The sequence below is a fragment of the Candidatus Pseudomonas auctus genome, assembly GCF_048654275.1.
Taxonomy (GTDB): domain Bacteria; phylum Pseudomonadota; class Gammaproteobacteria; order Pseudomonadales; family Pseudomonadaceae; genus Aquipseudomonas; species Aquipseudomonas pharyngis.
The window spans coordinates 155,533-180,263 of record NZ_JBJYZK010000012.1 but is presented as its reverse complement, the minus strand read 5'-3'; the positions used below and the strand labels follow the sequence as shown (position 1 = coordinate 180,263).

Genomic DNA, 24,731 nt, shown 5'->3' with positions numbered 1-24,731 from the left:
CTCAACGATTCAACCATTGAAGCCCCGAGGAAAACGCCATGAACACCAAGACCAAATCGATCGCCGCCGCTTGCCTGTTTGCCGCTCTGAACATCTGCACCCTGTCGGCCCGCGCCGAAGCCGATGTCACTCCGCAAACCTACTCATACGGCAGCCACCTGGACATCCAGAAAGTGGTGTCGCTGAAACAGGACAACTCGATGACCTGCGGCATCGTCGACGCCCGCCTGACCTACCTCGACTCGGCCGGCAAGACCCAAGTGCTCGACTACCGCAAATTCGCCGACGGCTGCAACGAAGACAACTGATTACCCACCTCTATAAAAGGAACATCGCCATGAACAACGTATCGCGCTATCTGACCGCTGTTGCCTTCTCCCTCGCCGGTGTCGCGGCCCACGCCAACGCTGCCGTCGAACAGAACAGCTGTGGCAGCAGCACCTGCTTCCAACTGGCTCCGGTGGACAAGCCGGGCAGCGAAGGTTTGATCGCCGCCGACGGCGCCAGCCGCACACCACAAGGCCAAACACTGGCTGCCGACGGCTCCAGCCGCACGCCACAGGGCCAGACACTGGCCGCCGACGGCTCCAGCCGTACGCCGCAAGGCCAGACGCTGGCCGAGAACGGTGCCAGCCGTACGCCGCAAAGCCAATGGCTGGATAACCAGACGGCTTGAGGATTGAAGGGGGGCTGCCCGTAACGGTCAGCCCCCGATCCAGTCGACAGACCACCCCTCATTCAAAAGGTGAACCTCATGTTTCTCATCGCTTTCCTGGGCGGTCTGTTGACTGTCCTCAGTCCGTGCATTCTGCCGGTGGTGCCGTTTCTGTTCGCCGGAGCCGACCGCACCCGTTCTTCGATCCTGCTGACTCTCGGCGGCATGGCCCTGACCTTTGCCCTGATCTCCAGCCTGGCGGTGGTCAGCAGCGAGTGGGTGATCGAGGCCAGCAACACCGGTCGCCACATTGCGCTGGCGGTAATGGTGCTGTTTGCGCTGTCGCTGATTTCCGCGCGCATCGGTGACTGGCTGGCGCGGCCCTTTGTGCTGCTGGGCAATCGCCTCGACCCCGACGCCCGGAAAAAGACCGGGCCCATGGCGTCGATCATGATCGGTGTCGCCACGGGTCTGCTGTGGGCGCCGTGCGCCGGTCCGATCCTCGGCGTGATCCTCACCGGCGCCATGCTGCAAGGCGCCAACGCCCAGACCAGCCTGTTGCTGCTGGCCTACGGTGCGGGCAGTGCGTTGTCGCTGGGGACGCTGATCTTCGCCGGTCGCGGTCTGGTTAATCGGTTGAAACCGTCGATTCCTTTCACTGGCTGGTTCCGCCGCGGCGCGGGCGTTGCGGTGCTGGCGACGGCGGCGGTGATCGCCACCGGTACCGACAACGTGCTGCTGGCCAATACCTCGTCCCAAGGCGTGGCATCGGTCGAGAAAAGCGTGCTGGAGAACGTGCCGAAAGTGGTGGACTACTTCGTCAGCAAAGTCCGTGCAGACTCGACTGAAGACGAGGCGGGCAAAGGCGCGATGCCGTCGCTGTCCGGTGCGGTGCAATGGCTGAACTCGCCGGAACTGACAGCCGAGTCCCTGCGCGGCAAAGTGGTGCTGGTGGACTTCTGGACGTATGACTGCATCAACTGCCAGCACACCCTGCCGTACGTCAAAGAGTGGGAGAAGAAGTACGGCAAGGACGGCCTGGTGGTGATCGGTGTGCACACCCCGGAATACGGCTATGAGCGGATCATCGACAACGTCAAGGATCAGGTGAAGAAGCTCGGCATCACCTACCCGGTAGCCATCGACAACAACTACGCGATCTGGCGCAACTTCGATAACCAGTACTGGCCGGCGCATTATCTGGTCGACGCCAAGGGGCAGGTGCGTTACACCCACTTTGGCGAAGGCAGTTACCAGGCGCAGGAGCAGATGATTCAGCAGCTGCTCAAAGAGGCCAAAGCGCCTGCTGCGTAAACCGCGAAACTCAATGGCTCACAGGTCGCGCACCATGAGCCATTGTTCGTTGCCCCAGGCATGAAAGCGTTCCAGCACCGTCCAGCCGCGTTTGGCGTAATAGTCCTGTTTGCTCTGGGTATGCAGATAGAAACGCGGCAGGCCCCGTTTTTTCGCCTCCTCAGCAATTCCCTCGATCAGCCTTGCTGCCAGACCCTGACCGCGTGATTCGGGGCTGACCAGCACACAGGCCAGCCACGGCCCCAGATCCGGTCGAAGGGCCAGATCCGCCCGGGCCAGTGCCGCACCGCCCAGCAGTCGATCTCCGTCCAGCGCAATCAGGCAACGCCAGTCGCCATTGGTCTGGCCCTCGGCAAATTCGCGCTGCCATTCGGCCAAAGGTTGCTCGGCATATTCGTAGTGAAACTGGCGGTGGATCCACGCCGCGTAAGTGTCGCTGTGCTGCAGGTGATCGGCGAGCCATTCGAAGCGCAAGGACATGATCGAATTCCGTTCCGGGAGATGGCCTGCATGAGAGCCGATCAGCCGGTGCGCTGGCAACCCCTCCGACAGTGTTTCGGGGCCTTTACAAAATCCCGCCATTCATCGGCCAATGCCCGGTTTTACGGGCTCTCCGGACGATTGGCAGGGACGCCGGACAGCGCCCGCGCGATAGTGGGCGAGCAGGGCCGCCAACGGCTCTGACATCCATAAAAAGAATGCGAGGTTGCCATGCCGAAGTTCGTGATTGAACGCGAGATTCCAGGAGCCGGAAAGCTATCGGAGCAAGAACTCAAGGCCGTATCGCAAACGTCCTGCAACGTGCTGCGTGAACTCGGGCCAGAGGTGCAGTGGCTGCAGAGTTATGTGACTGCCGACAAGATCTATTGCGTGTACATCGCACCCAACGAGGAACTGGTGCGCGAACACGCAAGGCAAGGGGGATTTCCGGCCAACAGCGTGTCCCGGGTGACGAGCATCATCGACCCGACGACCGCCGAGTGACGCTTGACCCTTCTGCCGTGGAGCACCCATTCATGAGTACCCCCATTGATCTCACTGCCCTGAAGGAACGCCAGAAAGTCGCCTGGGCCAGTGGCGACTACGCCGTGATCGGCACCACGCTGCAAATCGTCGGCGAAACCCTCGCCGAAGCCTGCGACCTGCGCTGCGATGAAGAAGTGCTGGATGTCGCCGCCGGCAACGGCAATGCCACGCTCGCGGCGGCACGCCGTGGTTGTCTGGTGACGTCCACCGACTATGTCGCGGCATTGCTGGAGCGCGGCCAGGACCGGGCGCGCGCCGAGCATCTGGAGGTGACCTTTCAGGTCGCCGATGCCGAAGCGCTGCCGTTTGCCGATTCCAGTTTCGATGCGGTGCTGTCGACCTTCGGCGTGATGTTCGCCCCGGATCAGACCAAGGCGGCCAAGGAGCTGGCGCGGGTCTGTCGCCGTGGCGGACGGATCGGTCTGGCCAACTGGACGCCGGAAGGCTTCGTCGGCCAGATGTTCAAGACCCTCGGTCGCTACCTGCCACCGCCACCCGTTGCGCAACCGCCCTCGAACTGGGGCGCGGAAGCCTGGCTGCATTCGCATTTCGACGATCGCCAGTTTCAGTTGCAGGTGACTCGGCGCCACTTCAACTTCCGCTATCGCTCGGCGGCGCATTTCATTGATGTGTTTCGCCACTGGTACGGCCCGGTACACAAGGCGTTCGCGGCGTTGCCGCCGGAGAGCGGGCAGGCGCTGGAGACGGATCTGACGCTACTGATCGACGGGCTGAACCGGGCGGGGGCGGAATCGATGGTGGTGCCGAGTGAGTATCTGGAGGTGGTGATAACCAAACGCTGAGCGTCATGCAAAACAACTGTGGGAGCGAGCCTGCTCGATCCCGCAGGGATTGCGACAGGGCTTCTATTTCAGATGCGCACTGTCAAACCACTCCAGCGCGGTGCGCCAGATGCAGATGCCGAGGAAGTATGCCGACGCCAGCAACCACAAGCCCATCACCAGCGGGTTGATCACCGGGTGATTCAGCACCAGCGACAGGCTGCACAACAGCCAGATCGCCGTCACCGCAATGTTGATCGGCATGAACCGGCGTACCCGGAACGGGTGGAGGAACTTCATGCGGGTCACGGTCAGCAGCGCCAGGCCAATCACCGTGAGGAAGGTGATCCACGGCCCCGGATCAATGATGTACAGGCACAAGGCAACCACGTTCCACGCAGCGGGGAAACCGACGAAGTAGTTGTCCTTGCTCTTCATGTTGACGTTGCAGAAGCAGAACAGCGACGACACCAGAATCAGCGACACGGTCAGCAGCAGGGTGTAGTCGGGCAGGGGAATGTAGCGATAGATGAACAGCGCCGGGATGAACACGTAGGTCAGGTAGTCGATCACCAGATCGAGGATCGATCCGTCGAAACTCGGCAGCACCGACTGCACGTTGACCTTGCGCGCCAGCGCTCCGTCGAGGCCGTCGACGATCAGCGCCACGCCCAGCCACATCAGGCAGTGGATCGGCTGGTTTTCCAACAGGGCAAGGGTGGCCAGAAAAGCGGTGACCACGCCGGTCGCGGTGAAACCATGGGCGCCCCAGGCCTTGAGCCTGGCGATGTGGACGGTCGATATCACGAAGGCGTTCTCCAGAAAGTGCAGCAAGCCGCGTAAACCCTTGGGCAGCAAGGGTGGCGACCAACCGGGTCGGGGTTGCAGCTATCGACCGGTCGGGCCGGGTCAAGGTTCACCCATTCTTGAAGATTAGCTGGCCCTGAAAAAAATACCCCGACAGGGCCGGGGCATTTTTATGTGACATCGGTAACCGTCAGAGCGCGGCTTCCGGGTTGCGGCCGAACACCCGGTTGTATTCAGCCTTGGCGGTCTGCTCGGTGAACTCGCCTGACCACTTCGACACCACCACTGTGGCCACGCTGTTGCCGATGGTGTTGCAGGTGGCGATGGCCATCGACATGAAGCGGTAGACGCCGAACAACAGCGCCAGACCTTCCACCGGCAGGACGCCAATCGCTGTGACGGTCGCGGCAAACACCACGAAGCTGCCACCGGATACCGCCGCCGCGCCTTTGGAGGTCACCAGCATGATCGCGATGGTTCCCAGTTGTTGCTCCCAGCTCATCGGCACACCGTAGGCATTGGCGATGAACAGTACGCACAACGACATGTAAATGGACGTGCCGTCGAGGTTGAAGGCATAACCGGTGGGCAGTACCAGGCCGACGCTCTGTTTCGAGCAGCCGAACTTCTCGAGTTTTTGCAGCAGACGCGGCAGGGCGCTTTCCGATGAAGCGGTGCCGAGTACGATGAAAATCTCATCCTTGATGTACTTGAGGAACCGCCACAGGCTGAACCCGGAAATACGGCAGACCGCACCCAGTACGACAAAGATGAAAAACGCCACGCCGACGTAAAACATCAGCACCAGATTGGCCAGTGACATCAGCACCGCCGAGCCGTTGCTGCCAACCGCGTACGCCACCGAACCGAACGCACCGAGCGGGGCGAACTTCATGATCAGGTTGATGAACTCGAAGAAGCACTCCGAGACCCGGCTCAGACCATCCTCGATCACGCTGCGGCGTTCCGGTTTCAGCGCCAACAGGGCGAAGCCGAACAGCACCGAAATCACCAGCACTTGCAGCAATTGGCCGCCGGCAAAGGCGCCGACGAAGTTGTCCGGGAAAATCCCGTAGATGAAGTCCATGGTCGACGCCGGGGCATTGCCCTTGGCGACGGCGGCACTGGCGGCTGCGGCAGTGGCGCTGCTCGGGTGAGCGTCGTGCATGCCGGAGCCGATATTCAGCAGGTTGCCCCAGAGCAGGCCGATGGCCAGAGCGATGGTCGATACCACTTCAAAGTAGATCAACGCACGCAGGCCGACTTTGCCCACGCGTTTGATGTCGCCGGCCGAGGCGATGCCGTGGACCACGGTGAAAAACACCAGCGGGGCGACGGCGGTCTTGATCAGCTTGAGGAAGATGTCGCCGAGAATCTTGAAGCTGGCCGCCAGTTCCGGTGCGAGGAAGCCGAAGGCAATCCCCAGCAGCATGGCGGCGATCACCTGAAAGGTCAGGTCTTTGTACAGCGGTTTCTTGTCGGGGGTGGTCATGTCTGCGGTCTCGTTGTTGTTATTGGCGAGCGATGGGCAGAGGGCTCGCGCGCGGCGAGCCCGGTGAGGATCAGCGTTTGACCGAACCCTCACGCGCCAGGGCGATGTCGACCATCTGCGGTGCAAGGCCGATGTAGTTGGCCGGATCGGTCAGGCGCTTGAGTTCCTCGACATCCAGTTGCGCGGTGGCCTCACCCTGGGCCAGCAGCGCGTCGAGCAGGCTGGTGCCCTGATCGTTGGCCATGCGGCAGGCGGCGTAGACCACGTCATGCGCAACCTGACGACCGAGTGCCGGCGCCAGCCCCATCATTACGGCTTCGGCGACGATCAGGCCCTGGGTCATGTCGAGGTTTTTACGCATGCGCTCGGTGCGCACTTCGAGGCCAGCGAGCATGAATTTCGCCTGACCCAGCGAGGCAGCGCTGAGCGCGAAGGCTTCCGGGATGGCGATCCATTCGGCTTGCCATGGGCCGGTGGAGCGCTCGAAGTCCTGAATCATCGCGTCGAGCATCAGACCCGCCTGCTGGCGTACGCCTTTGGCAGCGGCATACATTAGCTCGCAGGAAATCGGATTGCGCTTTTGCGGCATGGTGCTGCTGGCGCCACGGCCCTTGACGAAGGGTTCGTACACTTCGCCCAGTTCGCTGGTCATCATCATCATGACGTCGAGGGCAATCTTGCCCAGCGAGCCGGTGACCAGACCGAGGAAGTTCAGGGTCTCCGCCAGACCATCGCGGGCGACGTGCCAGGTGGCTTGCGGCACGCCCAGACCCAGTTCGGCCATCAGCGCTTCCTGCACTTCCAGGCCTTTGTCGCCAAGGGAGGCGAGGGTGCCCGCCGCACCGGCGAACTGGCCGATTTCCACCCGTGGACGCAGCTCCACCAGACGTTCGGCGTGGCGGTCGAACATGCTCAGCCACACCGCGCACTTGTAGCCGAAGGTGATCGGCAGCGCGTGTTGCAAATGCGTGCGGCCGGCCATCGGCGTGTCGCGATAGCGCTTGGCAAGGTCGGCGAGCAAGCCGCGCACCGCTTGAATGTCGCGCTCGACGATGGCCAGCGCAGCGCGGACTTGCAGGACGACCGCAGTGTCCATGATGTCCTGGGTGGTCGCGCCCCAGTGCACGTAACGGCCGGCTTCACCGCAGGTTTTCGACAGCTGCTCCACCAGCGGCAGGATCGGGTAGCCGACGATTTCGGTCTCGTGCTGCATCAGTGCCAGATCGAGCGAGGCATAGGTTGCCAGCTCGGCAATCTGCTCGGCGGCAGCCGCCGGGATCACGCCGCAGCGCGCTTCGGCCCGGGCCAGGGCGACTTCCACTTCAATGTAGCGTTCGATCAGGGCTTGGTCGGAAAACACGCTGCGCATCTCGGCGGTGCCGAACATGTCGCGGAACAGGGCGGAGTCGAAGACAGTGCTGGACATGAGGGAATCCTGAATATGTTTGTTATTGATCGGACATATATATTATGTCCGTACATAATTCTTGCGCCCTCGCTGATACACTGTCAACTCGCTTAACCATCGGGACTGATGAAAGGTATGAACACGCGCTATGCGGTCGTTGCAAAAGATTTGATGGAGGGCATCTCCAGCGGTCGCTATCCGCTCGGATCGTTGCTGCCGACCGAGTTCGAACTGTGCGAGCTGTACGACGTGAGCCGGCATACTGTGCGGGCGGCCATTACGCAGTTGCAGAATCAGGGGCTGGTCTCGCGGCGCAAGCGGGTCGGCACCCGCGTCGAGTCGATCTTGCCCAAGGGCGGGTACTCGCAGTCGCTGGCCTCGGTGTCCGACCTGGTGCACCTGGCGGAAACCCAGATGCGCAGCATTCAGAACGTCTCCCGTTTTGTCGCCGACATTGCCCAGGCCCGACGCCTGGGCATGGAGCCGGGGGAGCATTATTTTTGCGTGTCGAGCATTCGCGTCGACGAGGAGAACCGGCGGGCGCCGCTGTGCTGGACCGACGTCTACGCGCAGGAAACCTATGCCGAAGTCATCGAGCTGGCTGAACAGCATCCGGACGAACTGATCGCCGCCCTGATCGAGCGCCATTTCGGCCGGCACATTGACGTAGTCGACCAGCAGGTGCGCGCGGTGTTGCTGAGTCCGGAGATCGCCAAAAGCCTCAACGCCGAAGCCGGGTCGCCGGGGCTGAACATCATTCGCCAGTACCGTGACGAGGACGGCGCCCTGATGGTGGTATCGGAAACCACGCACCCCGAAGACCGCTTCACGCTGGTGACACAGATGCGCCGGGAAAAGAGTCCGGGTTGATGCCCGGCGTCAGCCCAACGGTGCTGGCGCAACGCATCAGGAGGGCTATCGTTGCCTGACGCAGTCATACCCCTTTGCCTGAGGACGACGTCATGAACACCAGCGATCTGCTCGAACAACTGCTGCGAGGCCAGGCCTCGGCGGGACAACAAGGTGGCGCGTCGGCCGGCGGGGGAGCGGGTGGGCTTGGCGGGTTGCTCGGCGGTCTGCTGGGCGGCGGCAGTGGCGGCGGTTCTCCTGCCGGAGGGCTGGGTGGCCTGGGCGGGTTGCTTGGCGGATTGCTCGGCAGTGGCGGGGCGCTGGGTGGCGGCACGCAGCGTCGGTCCGGCGGCACCAATTACGCGGCGCTGGCTTCGCTGGGCATGATGGCTTTCCAGGCGTATCAAGCCTGGCAACGCAGCCAGGCGTCCGCCGCGCCGCAGCAAACGCCGCAGACTGCGGACCTGTTGTCCGGCCCGCAAGTCGAAGAGCACAGCCACGCCGTTCTGCGTGCGTTGATCGCGGCGGCCAAGGCTGACGGGCGGATCGACGAGTCGGAAAAACACCTCATCAGCAGTGAAATCGGCAAGCACACCGATGACCCGAACCTGCAGCAATGGCTCGACGACGAGGTCGCCAAACCGCTGGATCCCACCGAAGTGGCGCAGGCGGCGCAGAACGATCCAGCCATGGCCGCCGAGATGTACCTGGCCAGCGTGATGCTGGTGGACGATCAGCAGGACGCCGAGCGCAATTATCTGGATGAACTGGCGGCGGCGTTGCAGATCGACCCCGAGTTGCAGGTTCACCTCGAACAGCAGGCCAAGGGCACGGCCTGACCCTCTCCTCTCAAAGCCTTCGACCGTTCCGTTCAAGCAAGGAGCGAGCCGAAGGCTCCGTCCGTCAGGGCAATTTTCAAGCCGATTGAATTTTTGACGCGCCAAGCCTCTCTGCTTCATTAGAGGCGAGTGACTGAGCGTCCTGCCAATCGATCGAGAATATTGCCATGACTGTCCTGACTCACCTGCAAGCTGCCCCCGCCCCATCGCGTCCGCTCGATTCTCTGGGTGGGTTGCGGCGTATCCATGAAGCACTTTTATCCGATGAACATCCTCAGCCGCTGGCGCGCGCCTTTCTGGAAGATCAACTGCTGCAAGCCGCGCAGTTGGAAGATGAGCTGCCATCGGACCCCGCGCAGTGGCATGCCTGGGTGGCCGAGCACTGTGCCGATGTCGCCCGGCAATACGCCGACTACCTGCAACAACGCAAGGCTGGAGGCGCGCGGCAGTTCTTCAGTTGCAAGGCTCATGCGCTGTATTTCCTGCAAGCGGTGGCGCCGACCAAACTGGTCGATGGCGCCTGGCTCTACGGCTTGCTCGGACAGTGGCGCGATCCGCGCTTCAGCAACCTGATCAGCACTTATCTGGAAGAACTGGGCGAGGGCAATCCGGCCCAGAACCACGTCGTGATCTACCGCCAGCTGCTCGCCGAACAGGGCCTCGAGCCGAGCAGTCCCCTGCCCGACGAACGCTACCTGCAAGGCGCGCTGCAATTGGCCCTGGGTGCCGGCGGCATGGATTTTTTGCCGGAGGTGATCGGTTACAACCTTGGCTACGAGCAACTGCCCCTGCACCTGTTGATCAGCAGTTACGAACTCAGTGAACTGGGGATCGATCCTTACTACTTCACTCTGCACGTGACCATCGACAATGCCAGCACCGGCCATGCGCAAAAAGCCGTGCAGGCCGTTCTGGATCTGCTGCCTCTGGAGGCTGATCGCCGCGATTTCCTGCGCCGGGTATCGCTGGGCTATCGGCTCAATGACCTGGGACAGGGCAGCCGCGCAATCATCGAGGGGTTCGAGCTGGAGCGCGAACTGTTGGCGATGCTTGAACGCAAGTGTCCGTTCGCTCAACACATGCACTCCGACTATTGCCGCTTCGAAGGCAAGACCGTCAATCAGTGGCTGGCCGATCCGCAGCAGCTGTCCGGGTTCCTGCAGGCCATGCAGGACAAGGGCTGGATCAAGCGCCACGAAGATCCACAGGGCAGCCGCTTCTGGCAATTGATCGATGGCGATGGCGCGGCGATGTTCGGCGTGTTCAGCGCCTATGAAAAACAACTGGTGCACGACTGGATTGCCGGTGACTGGATTTCTGCGGACAAAGCCGTCGCATTCCGCCGCCGCCCCTCAGTCCCTGCGCCGATCGAGGTGCCCGAACAGGACCCCGATGTGCAGCGCCTGAATGCGGCACTGCAAGGGCAGGATGCACACACCAGGTTCGCAACGTTGATCCCCTGGCTCGCGCCGGCCCGGCACGCGCATCCGGCCGGGCTGCTTGCCACTCGCCAATTCATCCAACTCAAATCCGGCCTGCGTTAAGGAAATCATCAATGAATCAGGAAGAACAACTGTCTGCCAACGATCTGGTGCTGCTGCAACTGGGAAGGCGCCTGCAGGCCGACGGCTATCGTTTCATCACTCCGACGCCGCTGACCCATCAACGGGTCAACCAGCGCGACGAAGGGCAGGCCGCCGATTGCCTGCGGGATGTGTTCGGATGGTCGCGCCCGTTCGAACCGGGCCTGCTGTCTGCCGATGAACAGCGACAATTGCAGGATGCCCAGGTGATTGACGCGTTCGACGGGCGCTTGAAGAGCCGGGTGCGCTGGTCGAGCCTGGATGACTTGCTGTTCGTGCATTCGGGGTTTCCCACGGATGCCGCCGACTCGGTGTTCTTCGGTCCGGACACCTATCGCTTTGCCCAACTGATTCACGGCCATTTGCAGCAGAACTTTGCGCCTATTCACCGGGCGGTGGACATCGGTTGTGGCGCCGGCGTTGGCGCAATCCTGATTGGCCGTGCCCGGCGCGAAGCGCAAGTGCTGGCGGTGGATATCAACCCCGCTGCGCTGCGCCTGACCACGATCAACGCGGCGCTGGCCGAAGTGGCCAACGTCGAGGTGCGCGCCAGTGATGTATTGCAAGGCGTGGACGGTGAATTCGACCTGATCGTCGCCAACCCGCCGTACATGGCCGATCCGGCCGGACGAGCTTACCGCCATGGCGGTGGGACGCTGGGGGCGGGGCTGTCGTTGCGCATCGTCGAACAGGCGCTCAATCACCTGACCCCCGGTGGTTCGCTGCTGCTGTACACCGGCGTGGCGATGGTCGATGGCCGCGATCCTTTCCTCGACACGGTATTGCCACGGCTGGATGAAAAACGGTTCGGCTGGACCTACCGCGAACTCGATCCCGATGTGTTCGGCGAAGAGTTGCTGAATCCCGGCTATCAGCGCGTCGACCGGATTGCCGTGGTCGCGCTGACGGTGACTCGAACAGGTTGAAACAAGGCAGGTGCAGGATGAGCAGGAATCTCGACGACTACAACCGGATGCGTGACTTCTCGGCGACCTCGGAACCGGCAGCCGACCACCGACGGGGCAAGAAGCCCGGCGGTGAGCAGGCTTTGCAATTTTGCATCCAGAAGCATGACGCCTCGCACCTGCATTATGACTTTCGCCTGGAACTCGACGGTGCGCTCAAGAGCTGGGCGGTGCCAAAAGGCCCGTCGCTGGATCCCAAGGTCAAGCGGCTGGCGGTGCACGTCGAGGATCACCCGCTGGACTATGCGACGTTCGAGGGCAGCATTCCCGAAGGGCATTACGGTGCCGGCGATGTGATCGTCTGGGATCGCGGCGTGTGGATTCCGCTGGAAGAACCGGAGAAAGCCTACGCCAAGGGCAAGCTCAAATTCGAACTGCGCGGCGAGAAGCTCGCCGGGGTTTGGAACCTGGTGCGCACCCACATGCCGGGCAAGAAAGAGCAGTGGTTTTTGATCAAGCATCAGGACAGCGCCGCACGCACGCAAAGCGATTACGACGTGCTGGTCGCCGAGCCCGACAGCGTGCTCAGCGAGCGCACGATCGTCGACAAACCCCGGCTCAGCGCGAAGCAGGTCAAACCACTTAAAGGCCCGGCGAAAGCACCGCGCAAGCCAGCTTCCGGCAAACTCACTGGCGCCCACAAGGCGAGTATCCCGGCGCAGTTGAAACCTCAACTGGCGACTCTGGTGGAGAGCGCGCCGGAAGGGGATTGGCAATACGAAATCAAGTTCGACGGCTATCGAATCATGGCGCGTATCGATCAGGACGAGGTGCAGTTGTTCACCCGCAATGGTCATGACTGGACGCACAAATTGCCGAAACAGGCGCAAGCCCTTGCGGCGCTGGGCCTGGAGTCGGCGTGGCTGGATGGTGAGATGGTGGTCGCCGACGCGGACGGCGTGCCGGACTTTCAGGCCCTGCAAAACGCGTTCGATTCGGGACGCAGCGAAAACATCGTCTATTACCTGTTTGATCTGCCGTATCTGAACGGCGTCGACCTGCGCGAGGTGCCTGTGGAGGAACGGCGTGCTGCGCTGGCGACGGTGCTGAAAACGCATCGAGACCCGCTGCTGCGTTTTTCCGAAGCGTTCGACGAAACACCGCAGGCCTTGCTCAACAGCGCCTGCCAGATGCGCATGGAAGGCCTGATCGGTAAACGCCTCGGCTCGTCTTACGTGTCACGTCGCAGCAGCGACTGGATCAAGCTCAAGTGCAAGCATCGCCAGGAATTCGTGATCGTCGGCTATACCGATCCGAAAGGCGCGCGCAGTTCGTTCGGCGCGTTGCTGCTGGGTCTGCATGATCGTGACAGCGGCGAGTTGCGGTACGCCGGCAAGGTCGGCACGGGATTTAATGAAACCACCCTCAAGAGCATCCTCGCGCAGCTCAAACCCTTGCGGGTGAAGAAGCCGGCGGTGGCCAACCCGCCCACGGGGTTCGAGGCCAAGGGTGTGCACTGGCTCAAGCCGAGTCTGCTGGCGGAAGTCGCGTTTGCCGAAATGACCCAGGACGGCTCGGTGCGTCACGCCGTTTTTCATGGCTTGCGCGAGGACAAACCGGCCAAGGACATCACCGAGGAGCGCGCCAAACCCATGAAGACTTCAAAGACTGAATCTACCGCGCCGTCGCAATCCGGCCTGGCCGACGGCAAGGTGCGGATCACCCATCCCGACCGAGTGATCGACGCCAGCAGTGGCACCACCAAAATGCAGCTGGCCGAGTATTACGCCAGCGTCGCCGAATGGATTCTGCCGCAGCTCAAGGATCGCCCGGTGGCGCTGGTGCGCGCGCCGGACGGTATCGCCGGTGAGCTGTTCTTCCAGAAGAACGCCGAAAACCTGGCGATCCCCGGCATCCGCACGCTGGACAAGGAACTGACCGGCCAGCCGGTGATGCTGATCAACAACGCCGAAGCCTTGATCGGCGCTGTGCAGATGAGCACGGTCGAACTGCACACCTGGAACGCTACCACCACCGATCTGGACAAGCCCGACCGCTTTGTCCTCGACCTCGACCCGGACCCGGCGCTGCCGTGGAAAAGCATGGTCGAAGCCACAGCACTGACCCTGACCGTGCTGGATGAGCTGGGCCTCAAGGCGTTTCTCAAGACCAGCGGCGGCAAGGGCATTCATCTGGTGGTGCCGCTGACCCGCAAGCATGGCTGGGACGAGGTCAAGGATTTCAGCCACGCCATCGTCACGCACATGGCGAAATTGTTACCGGAGCGTTTTTCTGCGGTGTCCGGGCCGAAAAATCGCGTAGGGCGGATCTTCATCGATTACCTGCGCAACGGCTTGGGCGCCACCACCATTTGCGCCTACGCGGCGCGTACCCGTGAAGGGTTGCCGGTGTCGGTGCCGCTGTTTCGGGAGGAGGTCGGCGAGATCAAAGGTGCCGATCAATGGACCGTGCACAACGTTCACGAACGGCTGGCGGACGTGGGCGATGAACCTTGGGCGGATCTGAAGAAAACCCGGCAGAGCATCACAGCGGAGATGCGCAAGCGGGTGGGCATGAAGAAATGATCAGGTGTCGCGCAGCAAGTCGTGGGCGTTGAGCAGATCGAAGGCAACTTGCGGATTGTTTTCCAGGCCACGGCGGATGGCGGCCGGGATGGTTTTTCGGGTTTTGCGGCAGAGCCCAGGAAGCTCTTCGACCTCGATTTCGATGCCGCCTCGCACAGTCCGCACTTCACCGAACTTTGGCGCGATCAGCACACGAATGCCTAGCTGATCGAACATCTTGCCTTGCAGCCGCTGGAGGTCGGCGAGGTCTTTGAGGTTTTCCAGTCGCTCGAGCAGACGCTTTTCTTCCTCGCGGGTCAGCAACAGGATGCGCACATCCGCGCCGGGCGTATCCAGCAGCGGATCACGCCCGCAGATGCACAGACCCGGCGGGCAAGGGGAGCGGAGTGAGGCGGAAATCGTCATGGCCTCCATCATAGAGGCCGTTCGACGGTTTTGCCCATGGTCGTTCGCCAGCCGTCCATCGGCAGGGCGTAACGGTGGCAAGTCCGTCAGCCACCATCATCATCGAACGTGCCGTGGTTACTGCGACAGCCCTTCGTACTGAACCAGGATGGCATTGGCCAGCTCTTCATCGCTGGCGTTCAGGCCAGGATTGTCCTGACGCACCTGCTGCAGTACCGATTCCAGGTACACGCCACGGATCGTTCCGCCGCTGGCGACGAATGCCGACAAGTCGTCACGGGCCGGAATCACCATTTTGTGATCCTTGAACGTGGAATACAGCGAGGCGGAAACGCCGGCCGAAGTGGCGACATCCCCCGCATCCACGCGGGCGAAAGCCGAACCGAAAGGCAGGCACAGCATAAGAGACGAAACCAGTAGTAAACGACGCATGACGGTGTTCCTCCAGCAGCGTAAAGCGAAAAGGAAGTACCACATAATGTGAGAGGTGTCGGCGGGCACGGGAGTTCCGTAAGTCGGCTCAGGCGGTAGGGGGCGGAATGAGAACCGTCGCACAGTGCGGCATTTTTACCGGATGTAACGACACACGCTGAGACGCTCTAACGCAGCGGGTTCATGGAAATAGGCTTAACTGAAGCGTTGAACGGCGCCGCGTGGCGCGACCTGGGAGGAAATCACGGTGTCGATCAAACTGCGTTTGGTGTTGCTGATTGCGACCAGCCTGCTGACGGCGCTGATCGTGAGCCTGGTCAGTTATGTGGGCAACCAGCGAATGGCTTCGGCGGTCAGTGACAACGCGGTCAGCATGAGCGCGCTGCGCAACCACATGGAAGCCGACATGATGCACGACGCCCTGCGCGCGGACGTGTATTCGGCGATGCTGGTGGGGCTGGGCAAAAGCACCAGTTCGGCGGACGAGGTGCGCAGTTCGGTCGAAGAGCATGCGACGCATTTTCGCGAAGTGCTGGGTGAAAACCTCAAGCTGCCGGTCAATCCGACGATCAAGTCCGCGCTGGAACAGATCAAGCCCAGCCTCGACACCTACATCAGCGCCGGCGAGCAGATCGTCGGTCTTGCACTGGAAAATCCGGACAGCGCCCAGCAGCAACTGGGGACCTTCAATACCGCGTTCAGCCAGCTCGAAGAACAGATGGCCGCTCTCAGCGAGCTGATCGAAACCAATACCCGGCACACCAGCGAAGGCACCGAGGCGGCGATCCACAATGCCAATATCGCCCTCGGCATTGTCCTGGTCGCCAGTCTGTTGCTGCTGTTGGCCCAGGGCCGGTGGGTGATCCTGAGCATCATGGGTCCGCTGAAATCCGCCAGCCGCATCGCCGAAAGCATTGCTCACGGCAACCTCAGCGAGCCGATCGCCGAACCGTCCGGCAAGGACGAAGCCAGTGCGCTGATTCGCACGCTGGCCACGATGCAGCGCGACCTGCGGGACATGATCGACGTGGTGCGACGCAACGCTCACGGCGTCAGCGGCATGAGCGAACAATTGAGCCACGGCTGCCATCAGGTGGCCGACAGCAGTCAGCAGCAAAGCACCGCCGCCGGCACCATGGCCGCCGCCGCGAGCCAGATGACCGCCAGCATCGAGGAAATCACCCGGCACGCCGAGCGTGCACTGGACATGGCCAGCCAGGCCGAGTCACTGGCGAAGAACGGCGGACAGGTGATCCATCAAGTGGTCAGCGACATGGACGACATCGCCCGTTCCGCCCAGCAATCGGCGCAGGTGATCCGCACCCTGGATCAGGAGTCCGAAGGCATTTTCAACATCATCCAGGTGATCAAGAGCATCGCCGACCAGACCAACCTGCTGGCGCTCAACGCAGCCATCGAGGCAGCCCGGGCGGGCGAGCAGGGCAGGGGCTTTGCGGTGGTGGCCGATGAGGTGCGCAGTCTGGCTGCGCGCACCAGTGCGTCAACTCAGGAAATCGCCGCGATGGTCGCACGCATCCAGAACAGCACCCGCGAGGCCGTCAGCAGCATGGAGGCCGGTGTCGCCCAGGTCGACAAGGGCATGGCGGTCACCGCCGACGTCGAACGCGCCATCCGCGAAATCCTCGAGGCCACTCTCAGCACCACGCAGCTGGTCAACGACATCACCCGCACCATTGGCGAACAGAGCCAGGCCAGCAACGAAATTGCCCATCAGGTGGAGATGATCGCGGGCATGTCGGAGGGCAACAGCAAGGTCATCGGCCAGACGGCCAATACCACGGACGAACTGTCGAGTCTGGCGGGGCGGCTGGCGCAGTCGGTGGATCGGTTTCGGTTGTGAGAGCAGGCTCTGCCGCCGCATTGGCGGCAGAGCTCATGCATCAGAACTTGTACGCCTGACGCCCCACCAGCAGCCACTTGCCAGCCTGCTTCTGCCAGATCTGGAAGTTCTCGATTTCCGTCGGCACGACTTCGGTGCCTTTGAGGGCCTGCGCCGAAAAGTGATGGCGTACCAGCGCAGTATCCCCGGACAGGGTGATGGTCTGATTTTGCATCTCCAGGGTCTTGAACGCGCTCTTGCCGGTTTCGATATCGGCGATGAAGGCTTTCTTGTCCTGGATCTTGCCGCTGGAGTGTCCGTAGGTGAGGTTGTCGGCGGTCAGGGCGTTCAGTTCAGCGATGTCCTTGTGCAGCATCGCCTGGGTCAGGTGATCGACGGCCTGGGCGACGTCCTGTTCCGGGGCGGCGGCGACGTAACCACTGAAGAGGCAGGCGAGAACGAGCAGCAATCTGGTTTTGTTCATGGGTATTCCTTGTTGTTGTAGGTTTCGGAACGACTGGATCATTTGTCAGTCGTCGTACAACTTATCAGGAAGAGGACCGCGTTTGAAAGCGCTTGAGGAACCAATCGAAAACTATCCGGTCGCGAACAGACGCGCGGGTTTGCCATGACGTGATATTCTTCGCGCCACTTGTTTTGACCCAATTCAGTCTGGTGCGCTTTTCGGCGGGCCAGGCAGAACCCCTGTCGCTCAAGTAGCTGAAGCCAATAATGATAAGAAGTCAGTTCAGAAGGGACATATAACTGAGGTCGACACTGCCTGTCGGTCTTGTGTGCCCACCCGTCAAAATTGAAGTGTGCCGGAACCCGCGACGCTGGCCTGAGTGTCGCGAAAGAGGGGACCTCATACGTACAACAGCGGCGGGCGGAAGGCGTTTTATCATAGGTGCAACGGATGTTTAAAAAAGTGAACACAGCCTTGCTGGGGCTGGCTTTGGCGATGGGGATGTCTTCCGCCAATGCCGAGGAAGCAAAGAAAGTCGACGTCCTGCTGATCGGCGGCGGCATCATGAGCACCACCCTGGGTGTGTGGATCAATGAGCTGGAACCGACCTGGTCGATGGAAATGGTCGAGCGCCTCGATGGCGTCGCCCTGGAAAGCTCCAACGGCTGGAACAACGCCGGTACCGGTCACTCGGCGCTCGCCGAGCTGAACTACACCCCGGAAGACGACAAGGGCAATGTCACCATCCCGAAAGCCGTCGAGATCAACGAAGCGTTCCAGGTCTCCCGTCAGTTCTGGGCCTGGCAGGTTCGTCAAGGCGTCCTGAAGGACCCTCGTTCGTTCATCAACACCACTCCGCACATGAGCTTCGTGTGGGGCGATGACAACATCAAGTTCCTGAAAAAGCGCTATGAAGCCCTGCAAGCGAGCCCGCTGTTCGCCGGCATGCAGTACTCCGAAGACCCGGCTGTGATCAAGAAGTGGGTTCCGCTGATGATGGAAGGGCGTGACCCGAACCAGAAAATCGCGGCCACCTGGAGCCCGCTGGGTACCGACATGAACTTCGGCGAAATCACCCGCCAGTTCGCCGGTTACCTGCAGACCAAGCCCAACTTCAACTTGAAGCTGTCGAGCGAAGTGCAAGACATCACCAAGAATGCAGATGGCACCTGGCGCGTCAGCTACAAGAATCTGAAAGACGGCACCAAGACTGAAACCGACGCCAAGTTCGTGTTCATCGGCGCCGGCGGCGGTGCCCTGCACCTGCTGCAGAAGTCCGGTATCGAAGAAGCCAAGGAATACGCTGGCTTCCCGGTCGGCGGCTCGTTCCTGGTGACCGATAACCCGGCCATCGCCGAACAGCACCTGGCCAAGGCCTACGGTAAAGCTTCGGTTGGCGCGCCTCCGATGTCCGTTCCGCACCTGGACACCCGTGTCCTGGACGGCAAGCGCGTCATCCTGTTTGGCCCGTTCGCGACCTTCAGCACCAAGTTCCTGAAAGAAGGTTCGTACCTGGACCTGCTGACCAGCACCACCACCCACAACATCTGGCCTATGACCCGGGTCGGCATCAAGGAATACCCGCTGGTCGAGTACCTGGCCGGTCAACTGATGCTGTCGGATGAAGACCGTCTGAATGCGCTGAAGGAATACTTCCCGAACGCCAAAGCCGAAGACTGGCGCCTGTGGCAAGCCGGCCAACGCGTGCAAATCATCAAGCGTGATGAAGCCGCTGGCGGCGTGCTGAAACTGGGCACCGAAATCGTTGCTTCGAAAGACGGCTCCATCGCCGGTCTGCTGGGCGCATCGCCAGGCGCATCGACCGCTGCACCGATCATGCTGAGCGTGCTGCAGAAAGTCTTCAAAGACAAAGTCGCCAGCCCTGAGTGGCAAGCCAAGCTGCACCAGATCGTTCCAAGCTACGGCACCCAGCTGAACAACGATCCAGCCAAAGTGGCTGAAGAGTGGGCCTACACCGCCAAGATCCTGCAACTGCCAACCCCTCCGGTGATTGGCCAGGTTGCAGCTCCAGCGGCGGACGCCTCGGCTGAAAAAGCCCCGGCTCCGAAAGAAAGCGCTGCACGTGACATGGCTCTGTAACTAGACGCCTGACACACGAAGCCCACTGAACCGGCGACGGTCAGTGGGCTTTTTTGTGTCCGGGTTTCAGGCCTTGGCGGCCGCCAGATAAGCTCCCAACCGCCGTCCCATCTCTTCGCCCAACGCCTGCAACCCACTCAACGGCCGCACCATCACCTCGAACTCGACGATCTTGCCCTGTTCATCGAAACGAATCATGTCGATGCCCTTGAGCTCTTTCGCTCCGACTTTGGCGCTGAATTCCAGCACCACATTCAAACCGTCGGCCGTCGCCAGTTCACGGTGGTATTTGAAGTCTTCGAACACATTGAACACGGTATTGAGGATCATCGAGACCACCGGCGCGCCTGGATAAGGCGTGTGGGCCATGGGCGAGCGGAACACCGCTTTGGGATCGAGCAATTCGGGCAGGGCCTTGAGGTTGCCGGTGCGGATCATCTCGTGCCAGCGGTTCAGGGATTCGGCGGCGTTTGGGTGCAGGTTCAAATCGGACATGGTTTCACTCCTGTATTTTTGTTGTTCTTGGCGTGGCGCCCATGACTGTAGATCAAAGCGGCGCAATGGAAACCCTCGGTCCCGATCTGAATATCGACACATGCGTCAGCCCGATCCATCTGATCCGCTTTTTCCTGTCGAATCTGCATCTGTAACCATCTCAGCCACGGGCCCAAAATGGCCCTGCCGTTCGGCCATACGCGACGCGCTTCATTCCGAAGCGCTCGGTGCGCCGGACATTGAGTATTCAGGAGGCCTTCATGGCTAAGATGGCGATTTTCCTCGGCGGCTTTCTTGTGTTGACCATCATGATTGGCGTTCTTGCCACGATTTCTCCGGTCTGACTATCCGACGTCGAGTTGCGACTTGCAGTGCTCTTCGACATTTTCGGATGAAACCGGATCAAGGCGCCCCGAACAGCATCGTCCAGTAAACCCCTTCATCACTGCGCGCCTCACTGGCAAACCCGGCGCCGACCTGGGTGAACATCGGGTTCATCAGGTTGGCGCAGTGTCCGGGGCTGGCCAGCCAGCCGGCCATGGCCTTGCCCGGTGAGCTTTGCCCGGCGGCGATGTTTTCGCCGATCTGCCGGCCACGGTAGCCGGCCGCACGGGCGCGATCTGCCGGGCCGTCGCCGTCCGGGTCGCGGTGGGCGAAGTAGTTGCCGTAGGCCATGGCGTTGCTGTGCCCCTGAGCGGCGGCGCCAAGGGCCGGGTTCCAGCTCAAGGGCCGGGCGGCGGCGAAGCGCTGGCGGCCGCACATGCGCGGTCGGGCGCGGGCGGCGTTGACCTCGGCCAGCAAAGCCTTGCCGACGCTGCGGTTGTCGCCGACACGACTGTCAAGCACCGGCCGGGCCAGCACCACTTGCCATTCGCTGCGGGCGCGGCTGATGCCGATGTCGGCGTATTGACCGTCCAGTAGTGCGCCGCAGTAATCGCTTTGCAGCAGATCGAACGCCTCTTCGGCGTCCTGCGCGCCGACAATCCGGATGCTGCGCACCGCCACGGCTGCGTAGCCGGAATCTTTCAATCGTTCGCGCAATCCACCCCCGTAGCCATAGCCGACCGGCAACGCCAGGTTCGACTTCAGCGTCAGCGGCGCCAGCCGTTGGGCCGGGCGCCGGTCACAACGTTGCGGATGGGCGCGGTAGTCGTTGATGGCGGCCACCAGTTGTCGCTCGGCGCCGGCGTGGGCAGAGGGAGAAAGCAGGGGAGAAAGGAGCAACAGGCACAGCGAAACGAAGCGAGACGAACGAACGGCGTGGCGCATGGGACGCAAAGCTCTGAACAAAGACAAGGCTGAAGGAAAGTGAGCCGCAGAACGCGGCGCGGGTAGGACTGGCCTTTTTGCACTTGGTTCACGAAGCAGCGCCGGGTTTCATCGACTGCCGACGAAGTGCTCAGCGATTCAACGCATCCTCGATCCATTGCAGGTATTGCGGCCGTTCGGAAATCGAATTGTGCGCCGCGTCCGCCACCACTTTGAGCGTGGCCACACCGTCGGGAAAGCTGTGCAACAAGCGCTCGGTGCTGGCCCGTGGAATCACCTCGTCGTCGCTCGCCGCCAGCAGCAGCGTCGGCACGCGGATGTGCGCCGCGTACTGGCCCGACCGGAAACGATCCTTGAGCAACCACTGCACCGGCACCCACGGGTATTGATGGGCGGCGATTTCCTCGAGGCTGTTGTAAGGCGTGACCAGAATCAACCGTTCCACCGGTCGCTGGCTGGCCAGCCGCACCGCGACGCCGGAACCGAGGCTGCGCCCCAGCAGCGCGACCTGAGGATGACTGGCATACACCTGATCGAACAGCGCCAGCGCATCCTCGGCGATCGCTTCTTCGGACGGCGAGCCGCCGCTGCCGCCAAATCCCCGGTAATGCAGCAAATACAACGAATAGTCAGGAAACGCCTCGGAAAACTCCGGCAGATTGCGCGAAACATCCTCGGCATTGCCGCCGAAATAGATCAGCGCTCTGGGGCCGGCGCGCTCGCGCACCGTCACGCGGATCTCGGCGTCGGGCATGGCCAGCGTCAGCCGTGACTCTGGCGAATCGAGGCTGGCGGGCTGCGGAAAATAAATCAGCGCCCGCTGAAACACGAACAGCGCCGCGCACAGGATCAAGTACACGGCGAGGATCAATGCGACGAGTGACAACAGGGTTCTGGACATTCGACTAACGTTAACCGGGCGCGCAGGTTGGCTGTCGCAGTGTAGTCCAACGGTTTTGTGGGCTGCATCAAAACACAAGGTGCAACAGATCCACAGGGCAAGGGCGCCAGCATGAACCACACTGAGGGATATTCCCGCCGCCGGTTGCTGACACTGGCAGCCGGCGTGTCAGCGGTTTTCACCTTTGACCGGGCGCTGGCCGCCATTACGTCGCCGAACGCCACAGGAGCCCAGACCATGCAGACCCGCGCCATCCCTTCGAGCTCCGAGCCACTGCCGCTGGTGGGGTTGGGCACTTATCGCGGTTTCGACGTCGCCCCTGGCGATCCGGTCTACAAGCAATTGCCGGCGGTGCTCGGCGAGCTGTTCAAAAAGGGCGGCACGGTGATCGACAGCTCCCCCATGTACGGCCGCGCCGAAGAAACCACCGGTGAATTGCTGTCGATCCACGAACCGCGCTCACCGGCGTTTCTGGCGACCAAGGTCTGGACCCGTGGTCGCGAGGAGGGCATCGCGCAGATGGAAAAGTCGTTCAGCCTGCTGCGCACCGAGCGCATCGACCTGATGCAGATCCACAACCTGCTCGACTGGCAAACCCACCTGCCGACCCTGCGCGAATGGAAAGAGCAGGGCCGCATCCGCTACATCGGCATCACCCACTACACGCCGTCGGCGTATGAGGAGGTGGAAGCGGTGCTCAAGGCCGAGCCGCTGGACTTCCTGCAAATCAACTACGCCCTGGATGATCGCGGGGTCGAGAAACGCATCCTGCCACTGTGCCGCGAACGCGGGGTGGCAGTGATCTGCAACCGGCCGTTCGGCGGCGGCGACCTGCTCGCGCGGCTCAAGGGCAAACCGCTGCCGGGTTGGGCAGCTCAGGTGGGGGCGAAGAGCTGGCCGCAACTGGCACTGAAATTTCTGCTGGCGCATCCGGCGGTGACTTGTGTGATTCCCGGCACCAGCAACCCGTTGTACATGGCCGACAATGCCGGCGCCGGGTTCGGGTTGATGCTGACCGATGCGCAGCGTCAGCAGTTGATTGCGCTGGTGGACTAGACGGTTTCAGCCTTGATAGCGCAGCGCCGCCAGCAACAATGCAAAAGCCGGCGCTGTCTGGCGCCGGCTCGGGTAGTAGAGGTGATATCCGGAAAACACCGGGCACCAATCCTCCAGTACTTGTATCAGGCGACCTTCAGCCAGACAGGGGGCGACGATGTTCTCCGGGATGTAACTCAGGCCGAAACCGTCGAGTGCGGCGTCCAGTAATGGATAGACGCCGTTGAGGGTGACCTGTCCGCAGACTCGCACCTTCAGGCGTTCGCCATTCTTCTCGAACTCCCAGGCGTATAGACCGCCGTTGGTAGGCAGGCGCAAGTTATTGCAAGCGTGATCGGTCAGATCACGCGGGGTTTTCGGTACGGAACGTCTGGCGAAATAGGCGGGCGAGCCGACCACCGCCATGCGCATGTCCGGGCCGATACGAGTGGCGATCATGCCTTGTGCGACATCCTCGCCCAGCCGTACGCCGGCATCGAAACCCTGACCTGCGATGTCGACGAAACTGTAGTCGCAGCTGACTTCGACGGAGATGTCCGGGTATTGCATAAGAAATTCTTTGAGGACCGGTCGCAACAGCCAGTTCAGCGAGTGATCGGTGGCGCTGAGACGGATCTTGCCGGCGGGCGTTTCCCGCAGGTTGCTGAGGGCGGCCAGTTCCGATTCGATCTCTTCGAAGCGCGGGCCGATGGTTTGCAGCAAGTGCTCACCAGCCTCGGTGGGAGAGACACTACGGGTGGTGCGGATCAGCAGGCGCAGGCCCAGCCGGGTTTCAAGGCTGCGGATCGTATGACTGAGCGCCGACTGCGAAACGCCAAGTTTGGCAGCTGCTTTGGTGAAACTGCGCTCACGCGCCACGGCGAGGAAAGCGAGCAGATCACTGGCATTTTCCCGAAGCATTAATGAGTACCCTGCATAAGTTTTTTTGAATTCTAGTCGATTATCTGAAGAGTCGGGCTGGTTAAAGTGGAGGCTGTCCCTTTTCTGGAGAGCCTCAACATGAATCCGATCGCCGCTTCGGCGCTGACCCTTTCCCTGCTGGCGGGCGAAGTCCAGGCCAGCGAAACATCTCGCGTGACCGTTACCCCCAACGGCTCACAACCGTCGGCCAAAGGCCCGAGCGACTGGTTTACCGGGACGGTACGGGTCGATGCGCCGTTCAAGGGCAGCGATGCGGCGCGGATCAGCGGCGCCACCGTGACCTTTGAGCCGGGAGCGCGTACGGCGTGGCACACCCATCCGTTGGGGCAAACGCTGATTGTTACCGCTGGGTCAGGCTTCGTGCAGGAATGGGGGCAGCCGGTGCGGGTGATTCGGCCAGGCGACACCGTGTGGATCGCGCCCGACGTGAAGCATTGGCACGGTGCGGCGCCGACCACGGCCATGACGCATATCGCCATTGCTGAAATGCTGGATGGCAAAGTGGTGGACTGGATGGAGCAGGTGGGAGAGTCGGAGTATCCCGACGTCCGATAATCAACAAGTCGCCCACGGTGAGACCGAACGTCTTCACCGTGGGGCC

Annotated in this window: 25 protein-coding genes and 1 pseudogene; 15 read left to right on the top strand and 11 right to left on the bottom strand. The window is 61.7% G+C overall.

The window, feature by feature from the left end; translation table 11 throughout:
- Nucleotides 1–38 precede the first annotated feature (38 nt).
- The 3 genes from ACKUG4_RS21395 (at nt 39) to ACKUG4_RS21385 (ending at nt 1,969) form a co-directional block, all read left to right on the top strand.
- Nucleotides 39–308: a DUF2790 domain-containing protein gene (locus ACKUG4_RS21395; RefSeq protein WP_007956290.1), complete on the top strand. Its 270-nt coding sequence runs from the start codon at nt 39–41 to the stop codon at nt 306–308.
- A 29-nt stretch (nt 309–337) separates the two neighbouring features.
- On the top strand, nt 338–676 hold the full coding sequence (locus tag ACKUG4_RS21390) for a hypothetical protein (RefSeq protein WP_445434782.1): 339 nt from the start codon (nt 338–340) through the stop codon (nt 674–676).
- Between the two features lie 78 nt (nt 677–754).
- A complete protein-coding gene (locus ACKUG4_RS21385; protein WP_085648853.1) occupies nt 755–1,969 on the top strand; it encodes a cytochrome c biogenesis protein DipZ in 1,215 nt (404 codons plus the stop codon).
- 18 nt (nt 1,970–1,987) lie between these two features.
- Here ACKUG4_RS21385 and ACKUG4_RS21380 read toward each other — a convergent pair whose 3' ends face one another.
- The gene (locus ACKUG4_RS21380; protein ID WP_236191387.1) at nt 1,988–2,449 is read right to left on the bottom strand and encodes a GNAT family N-acetyltransferase; all 462 of its coding nucleotides are present in this window, start codon (nt 2,447–2,449) and stop codon (nt 1,988–1,990) included.
- 231 nt (nt 2,450–2,680) lie between these two features.
- On the opposite strand from ACKUG4_RS21380, the gene ACKUG4_RS21375 reads away from it, so the two are divergent.
- Together ACKUG4_RS21375 and ACKUG4_RS21370 are read left to right on the top strand one after the other, a co-directional pair.
- Nucleotides 2,681–2,953, top strand: coding sequence for a DUF4242 domain-containing protein (locus tag ACKUG4_RS21375; RefSeq protein WP_064595343.1), 273 nt, complete (start codon nt 2,681–2,683; stop codon nt 2,951–2,953).
- A 32-nt stretch (nt 2,954–2,985) separates the two neighbouring features.
- On the top strand, nt 2,986–3,798 hold the full coding sequence (locus ACKUG4_RS21370; protein ID WP_445434781.1) for a class I SAM-dependent methyltransferase: 813 nt from the start codon (nt 2,986–2,988) through the stop codon (nt 3,796–3,798).
- Between the two features lie 63 nt (nt 3,799–3,861).
- On the opposite strand, the gene pcsA is transcribed toward ACKUG4_RS21370, so the two are convergent.
- The 3 genes from pcsA to ACKUG4_RS21355 form a co-directional block, all read right to left on the bottom strand.
- A complete protein-coding gene (pcsA, locus tag ACKUG4_RS21365; protein ID WP_236191388.1) occupies nt 3,862–4,584 on the bottom strand; it encodes a phosphatidylcholine synthase in 723 nt (240 codons plus the stop codon).
- A gap of 190 nt (nt 4,585–4,774) precedes the next feature.
- Nucleotides 4,775–6,076 (bottom strand): cation:dicarboxylate symporter family transporter, encoded by a 1,302-nt coding sequence (locus tag ACKUG4_RS21360; protein ID WP_236191390.1) that lies wholly within the window; start codon nt 6,074–6,076, stop codon nt 4,775–4,777.
- A gap of 70 nt (nt 6,077–6,146) precedes the next feature.
- Complete coding sequence (locus tag ACKUG4_RS21355) at nt 6,147–7,502, bottom strand: class-II fumarase/aspartase family protein (protein ID WP_064595349.1); 1,356 nt, start codon at nt 7,500–7,502, stop codon at nt 6,147–6,149.
- A gap of 117 nt (nt 7,503–7,619) precedes the next feature.
- Between ACKUG4_RS21355 and ACKUG4_RS21350 the strand changes: the two genes are divergently transcribed.
- From ACKUG4_RS21350 to ligD, 5 genes are all read left to right on the top strand, one after another.
- Nucleotides 7,620–8,354, top strand: a complete 735-nt coding sequence (locus ACKUG4_RS21350) for a GntR family transcriptional regulator (RefSeq protein ID WP_236191393.1) — start codon at nt 7,620–7,622, stop codon at nt 8,352–8,354.
- A 92-nt stretch (nt 8,355–8,446) separates the two neighbouring features.
- Nucleotides 8,447–9,172 carry a tellurite resistance TerB family protein gene (locus tag ACKUG4_RS21345; RefSeq protein ID WP_445434780.1) on the top strand — a complete coding sequence of 242 codons (726 nt, stop codon included), beginning with the start codon at nt 8,447–8,449 and terminating at the stop codon, nt 9,170–9,172.
- Nucleotides 9,173–9,339: 167 nt separating this feature from the next.
- Nucleotides 9,340–10,716, top strand: a complete 1,377-nt coding sequence (locus ACKUG4_RS21340; protein WP_445434779.1) for an iron-containing redox enzyme family protein — start codon at nt 9,340–9,342, stop codon at nt 10,714–10,716.
- Nucleotides 10,717–10,727: 11 nt separating this feature from the next.
- On the top strand, nt 10,728–11,681 hold the full coding sequence (locus ACKUG4_RS21335) for a methyltransferase (RefSeq protein WP_445434778.1): 954 nt from the start codon (nt 10,728–10,730) through the stop codon (nt 11,679–11,681).
- A gap of 17 nt (nt 11,682–11,698) precedes the next feature.
- Entirely contained in the window at nt 11,699–14,245 is a 2,547-nt protein-coding gene (gene ligD / locus ACKUG4_RS21330) for a DNA ligase D (RefSeq protein WP_445434777.1), read from the top strand.
- Here ligD and ACKUG4_RS21325 read toward each other — a convergent pair whose 3' ends face one another.
- A complete protein-coding gene (locus ACKUG4_RS21325) occupies nt 14,246–14,650 on the bottom strand; it encodes a hypothetical protein (RefSeq protein ID WP_200889809.1) in 405 nt (134 codons plus the stop codon).
- 117 nt (nt 14,651–14,767) lie between these two features.
- Entirely contained in the window at nt 14,768–15,082 is a 315-nt protein-coding gene (locus ACKUG4_RS21320) for a DUF2388 domain-containing protein (RefSeq protein WP_011333537.1), read from the bottom strand.
- 247 nt (nt 15,083–15,329) lie between these two features.
- Between ACKUG4_RS21320 and ACKUG4_RS21315 the strand changes: the two are divergent.
- Together ACKUG4_RS21315 and ACKUG4_RS21310 are read left to right on the top strand one after the other, a co-directional pair.
- Nucleotides 15,330–16,088 (top strand): annotated as a pseudogene (locus ACKUG4_RS21315) (MCP four helix bundle domain-containing protein); the annotation flags it as partial.
- Nucleotides 16,080–16,943, top strand: coding sequence for a methyl-accepting chemotaxis protein (locus ACKUG4_RS21310; RefSeq protein ID WP_371855266.1), 864 nt, complete (start codon nt 16,080–16,082; stop codon nt 16,941–16,943). The pseudogene ACKUG4_RS21315 and the gene ACKUG4_RS21310, both read left to right, overlap by 9 nt.
- Before the next feature lie 40 nt (nt 16,944–16,983).
- Here the strand turns inward: ACKUG4_RS21310 and ACKUG4_RS21305 are convergent, their stop codons facing one another.
- Entirely contained in the window at nt 16,984–17,406 is a 423-nt protein-coding gene (locus ACKUG4_RS21305) for a nuclear transport factor 2 family protein (protein WP_445434776.1), read from the bottom strand.
- Nucleotides 17,407–17,838: 432 nt separating this feature from the next.
- On the opposite strand from ACKUG4_RS21305, the gene mqo reads away from it, so the two are divergent.
- Nucleotides 17,839–19,488, top strand: a complete 1,650-nt coding sequence (mqo, locus tag ACKUG4_RS21300) for a malate dehydrogenase (quinone) (protein WP_064595368.1) — start codon at nt 17,839–17,841, stop codon at nt 19,486–19,488.
- Between the two features lie 66 nt (nt 19,489–19,554).
- On the opposite strand, the gene ACKUG4_RS21295 is transcribed toward mqo, so the two are convergent.
- The 3 genes from ACKUG4_RS21295 to ACKUG4_RS21285 form a co-directional block, all read right to left on the bottom strand.
- Nucleotides 19,555–19,983: a nuclear transport factor 2 family protein gene (locus tag ACKUG4_RS21295; protein WP_445434775.1), complete on the bottom strand. Its 429-nt coding sequence runs from the start codon at nt 19,981–19,983 to the stop codon at nt 19,555–19,557.
- Between the two features lie 402 nt (nt 19,984–20,385).
- Entirely contained in the window at nt 20,386–21,252 is an 867-nt protein-coding gene (locus ACKUG4_RS21290; protein WP_445434774.1) for a CAP domain-containing protein, read from the bottom strand.
- Nucleotides 21,253–21,382: 130 nt separating this feature from the next.
- Nucleotides 21,383–22,153, bottom strand: a complete 771-nt coding sequence (locus tag ACKUG4_RS21285; RefSeq protein ID WP_445434773.1) for an alpha/beta hydrolase — start codon at nt 22,151–22,153, stop codon at nt 21,383–21,385.
- 111 nt (nt 22,154–22,264) lie between these two features.
- Here ACKUG4_RS21285 and ACKUG4_RS21280 point away from each other — a divergent pair, with 111 nt between their 5' ends.
- Entirely contained in the window at nt 22,265–23,209 is a 945-nt protein-coding gene (locus tag ACKUG4_RS21280; protein WP_445434772.1) for an aldo/keto reductase, read from the top strand.
- A 6-nt stretch (nt 23,210–23,215) separates the two neighbouring features.
- On the opposite strand, the gene ACKUG4_RS21275 is transcribed toward ACKUG4_RS21280, so the two are convergent.
- Nucleotides 23,216–24,109, bottom strand: a complete 894-nt coding sequence (locus ACKUG4_RS21275) for a LysR family transcriptional regulator (protein WP_085607527.1) — start codon at nt 24,107–24,109, stop codon at nt 23,216–23,218.
- A gap of 99 nt (nt 24,110–24,208) precedes the next feature.
- Between ACKUG4_RS21275 and ACKUG4_RS21270 the strand changes: the two genes are divergently transcribed.
- Nucleotides 24,209–24,685 (top strand): (R)-mandelonitrile lyase, encoded by a 477-nt coding sequence (locus ACKUG4_RS21270; RefSeq protein WP_064595382.1) that lies wholly within the window; start codon nt 24,209–24,211, stop codon nt 24,683–24,685.
- Nucleotides 24,686–24,731 lie beyond the last annotated feature (46 nt).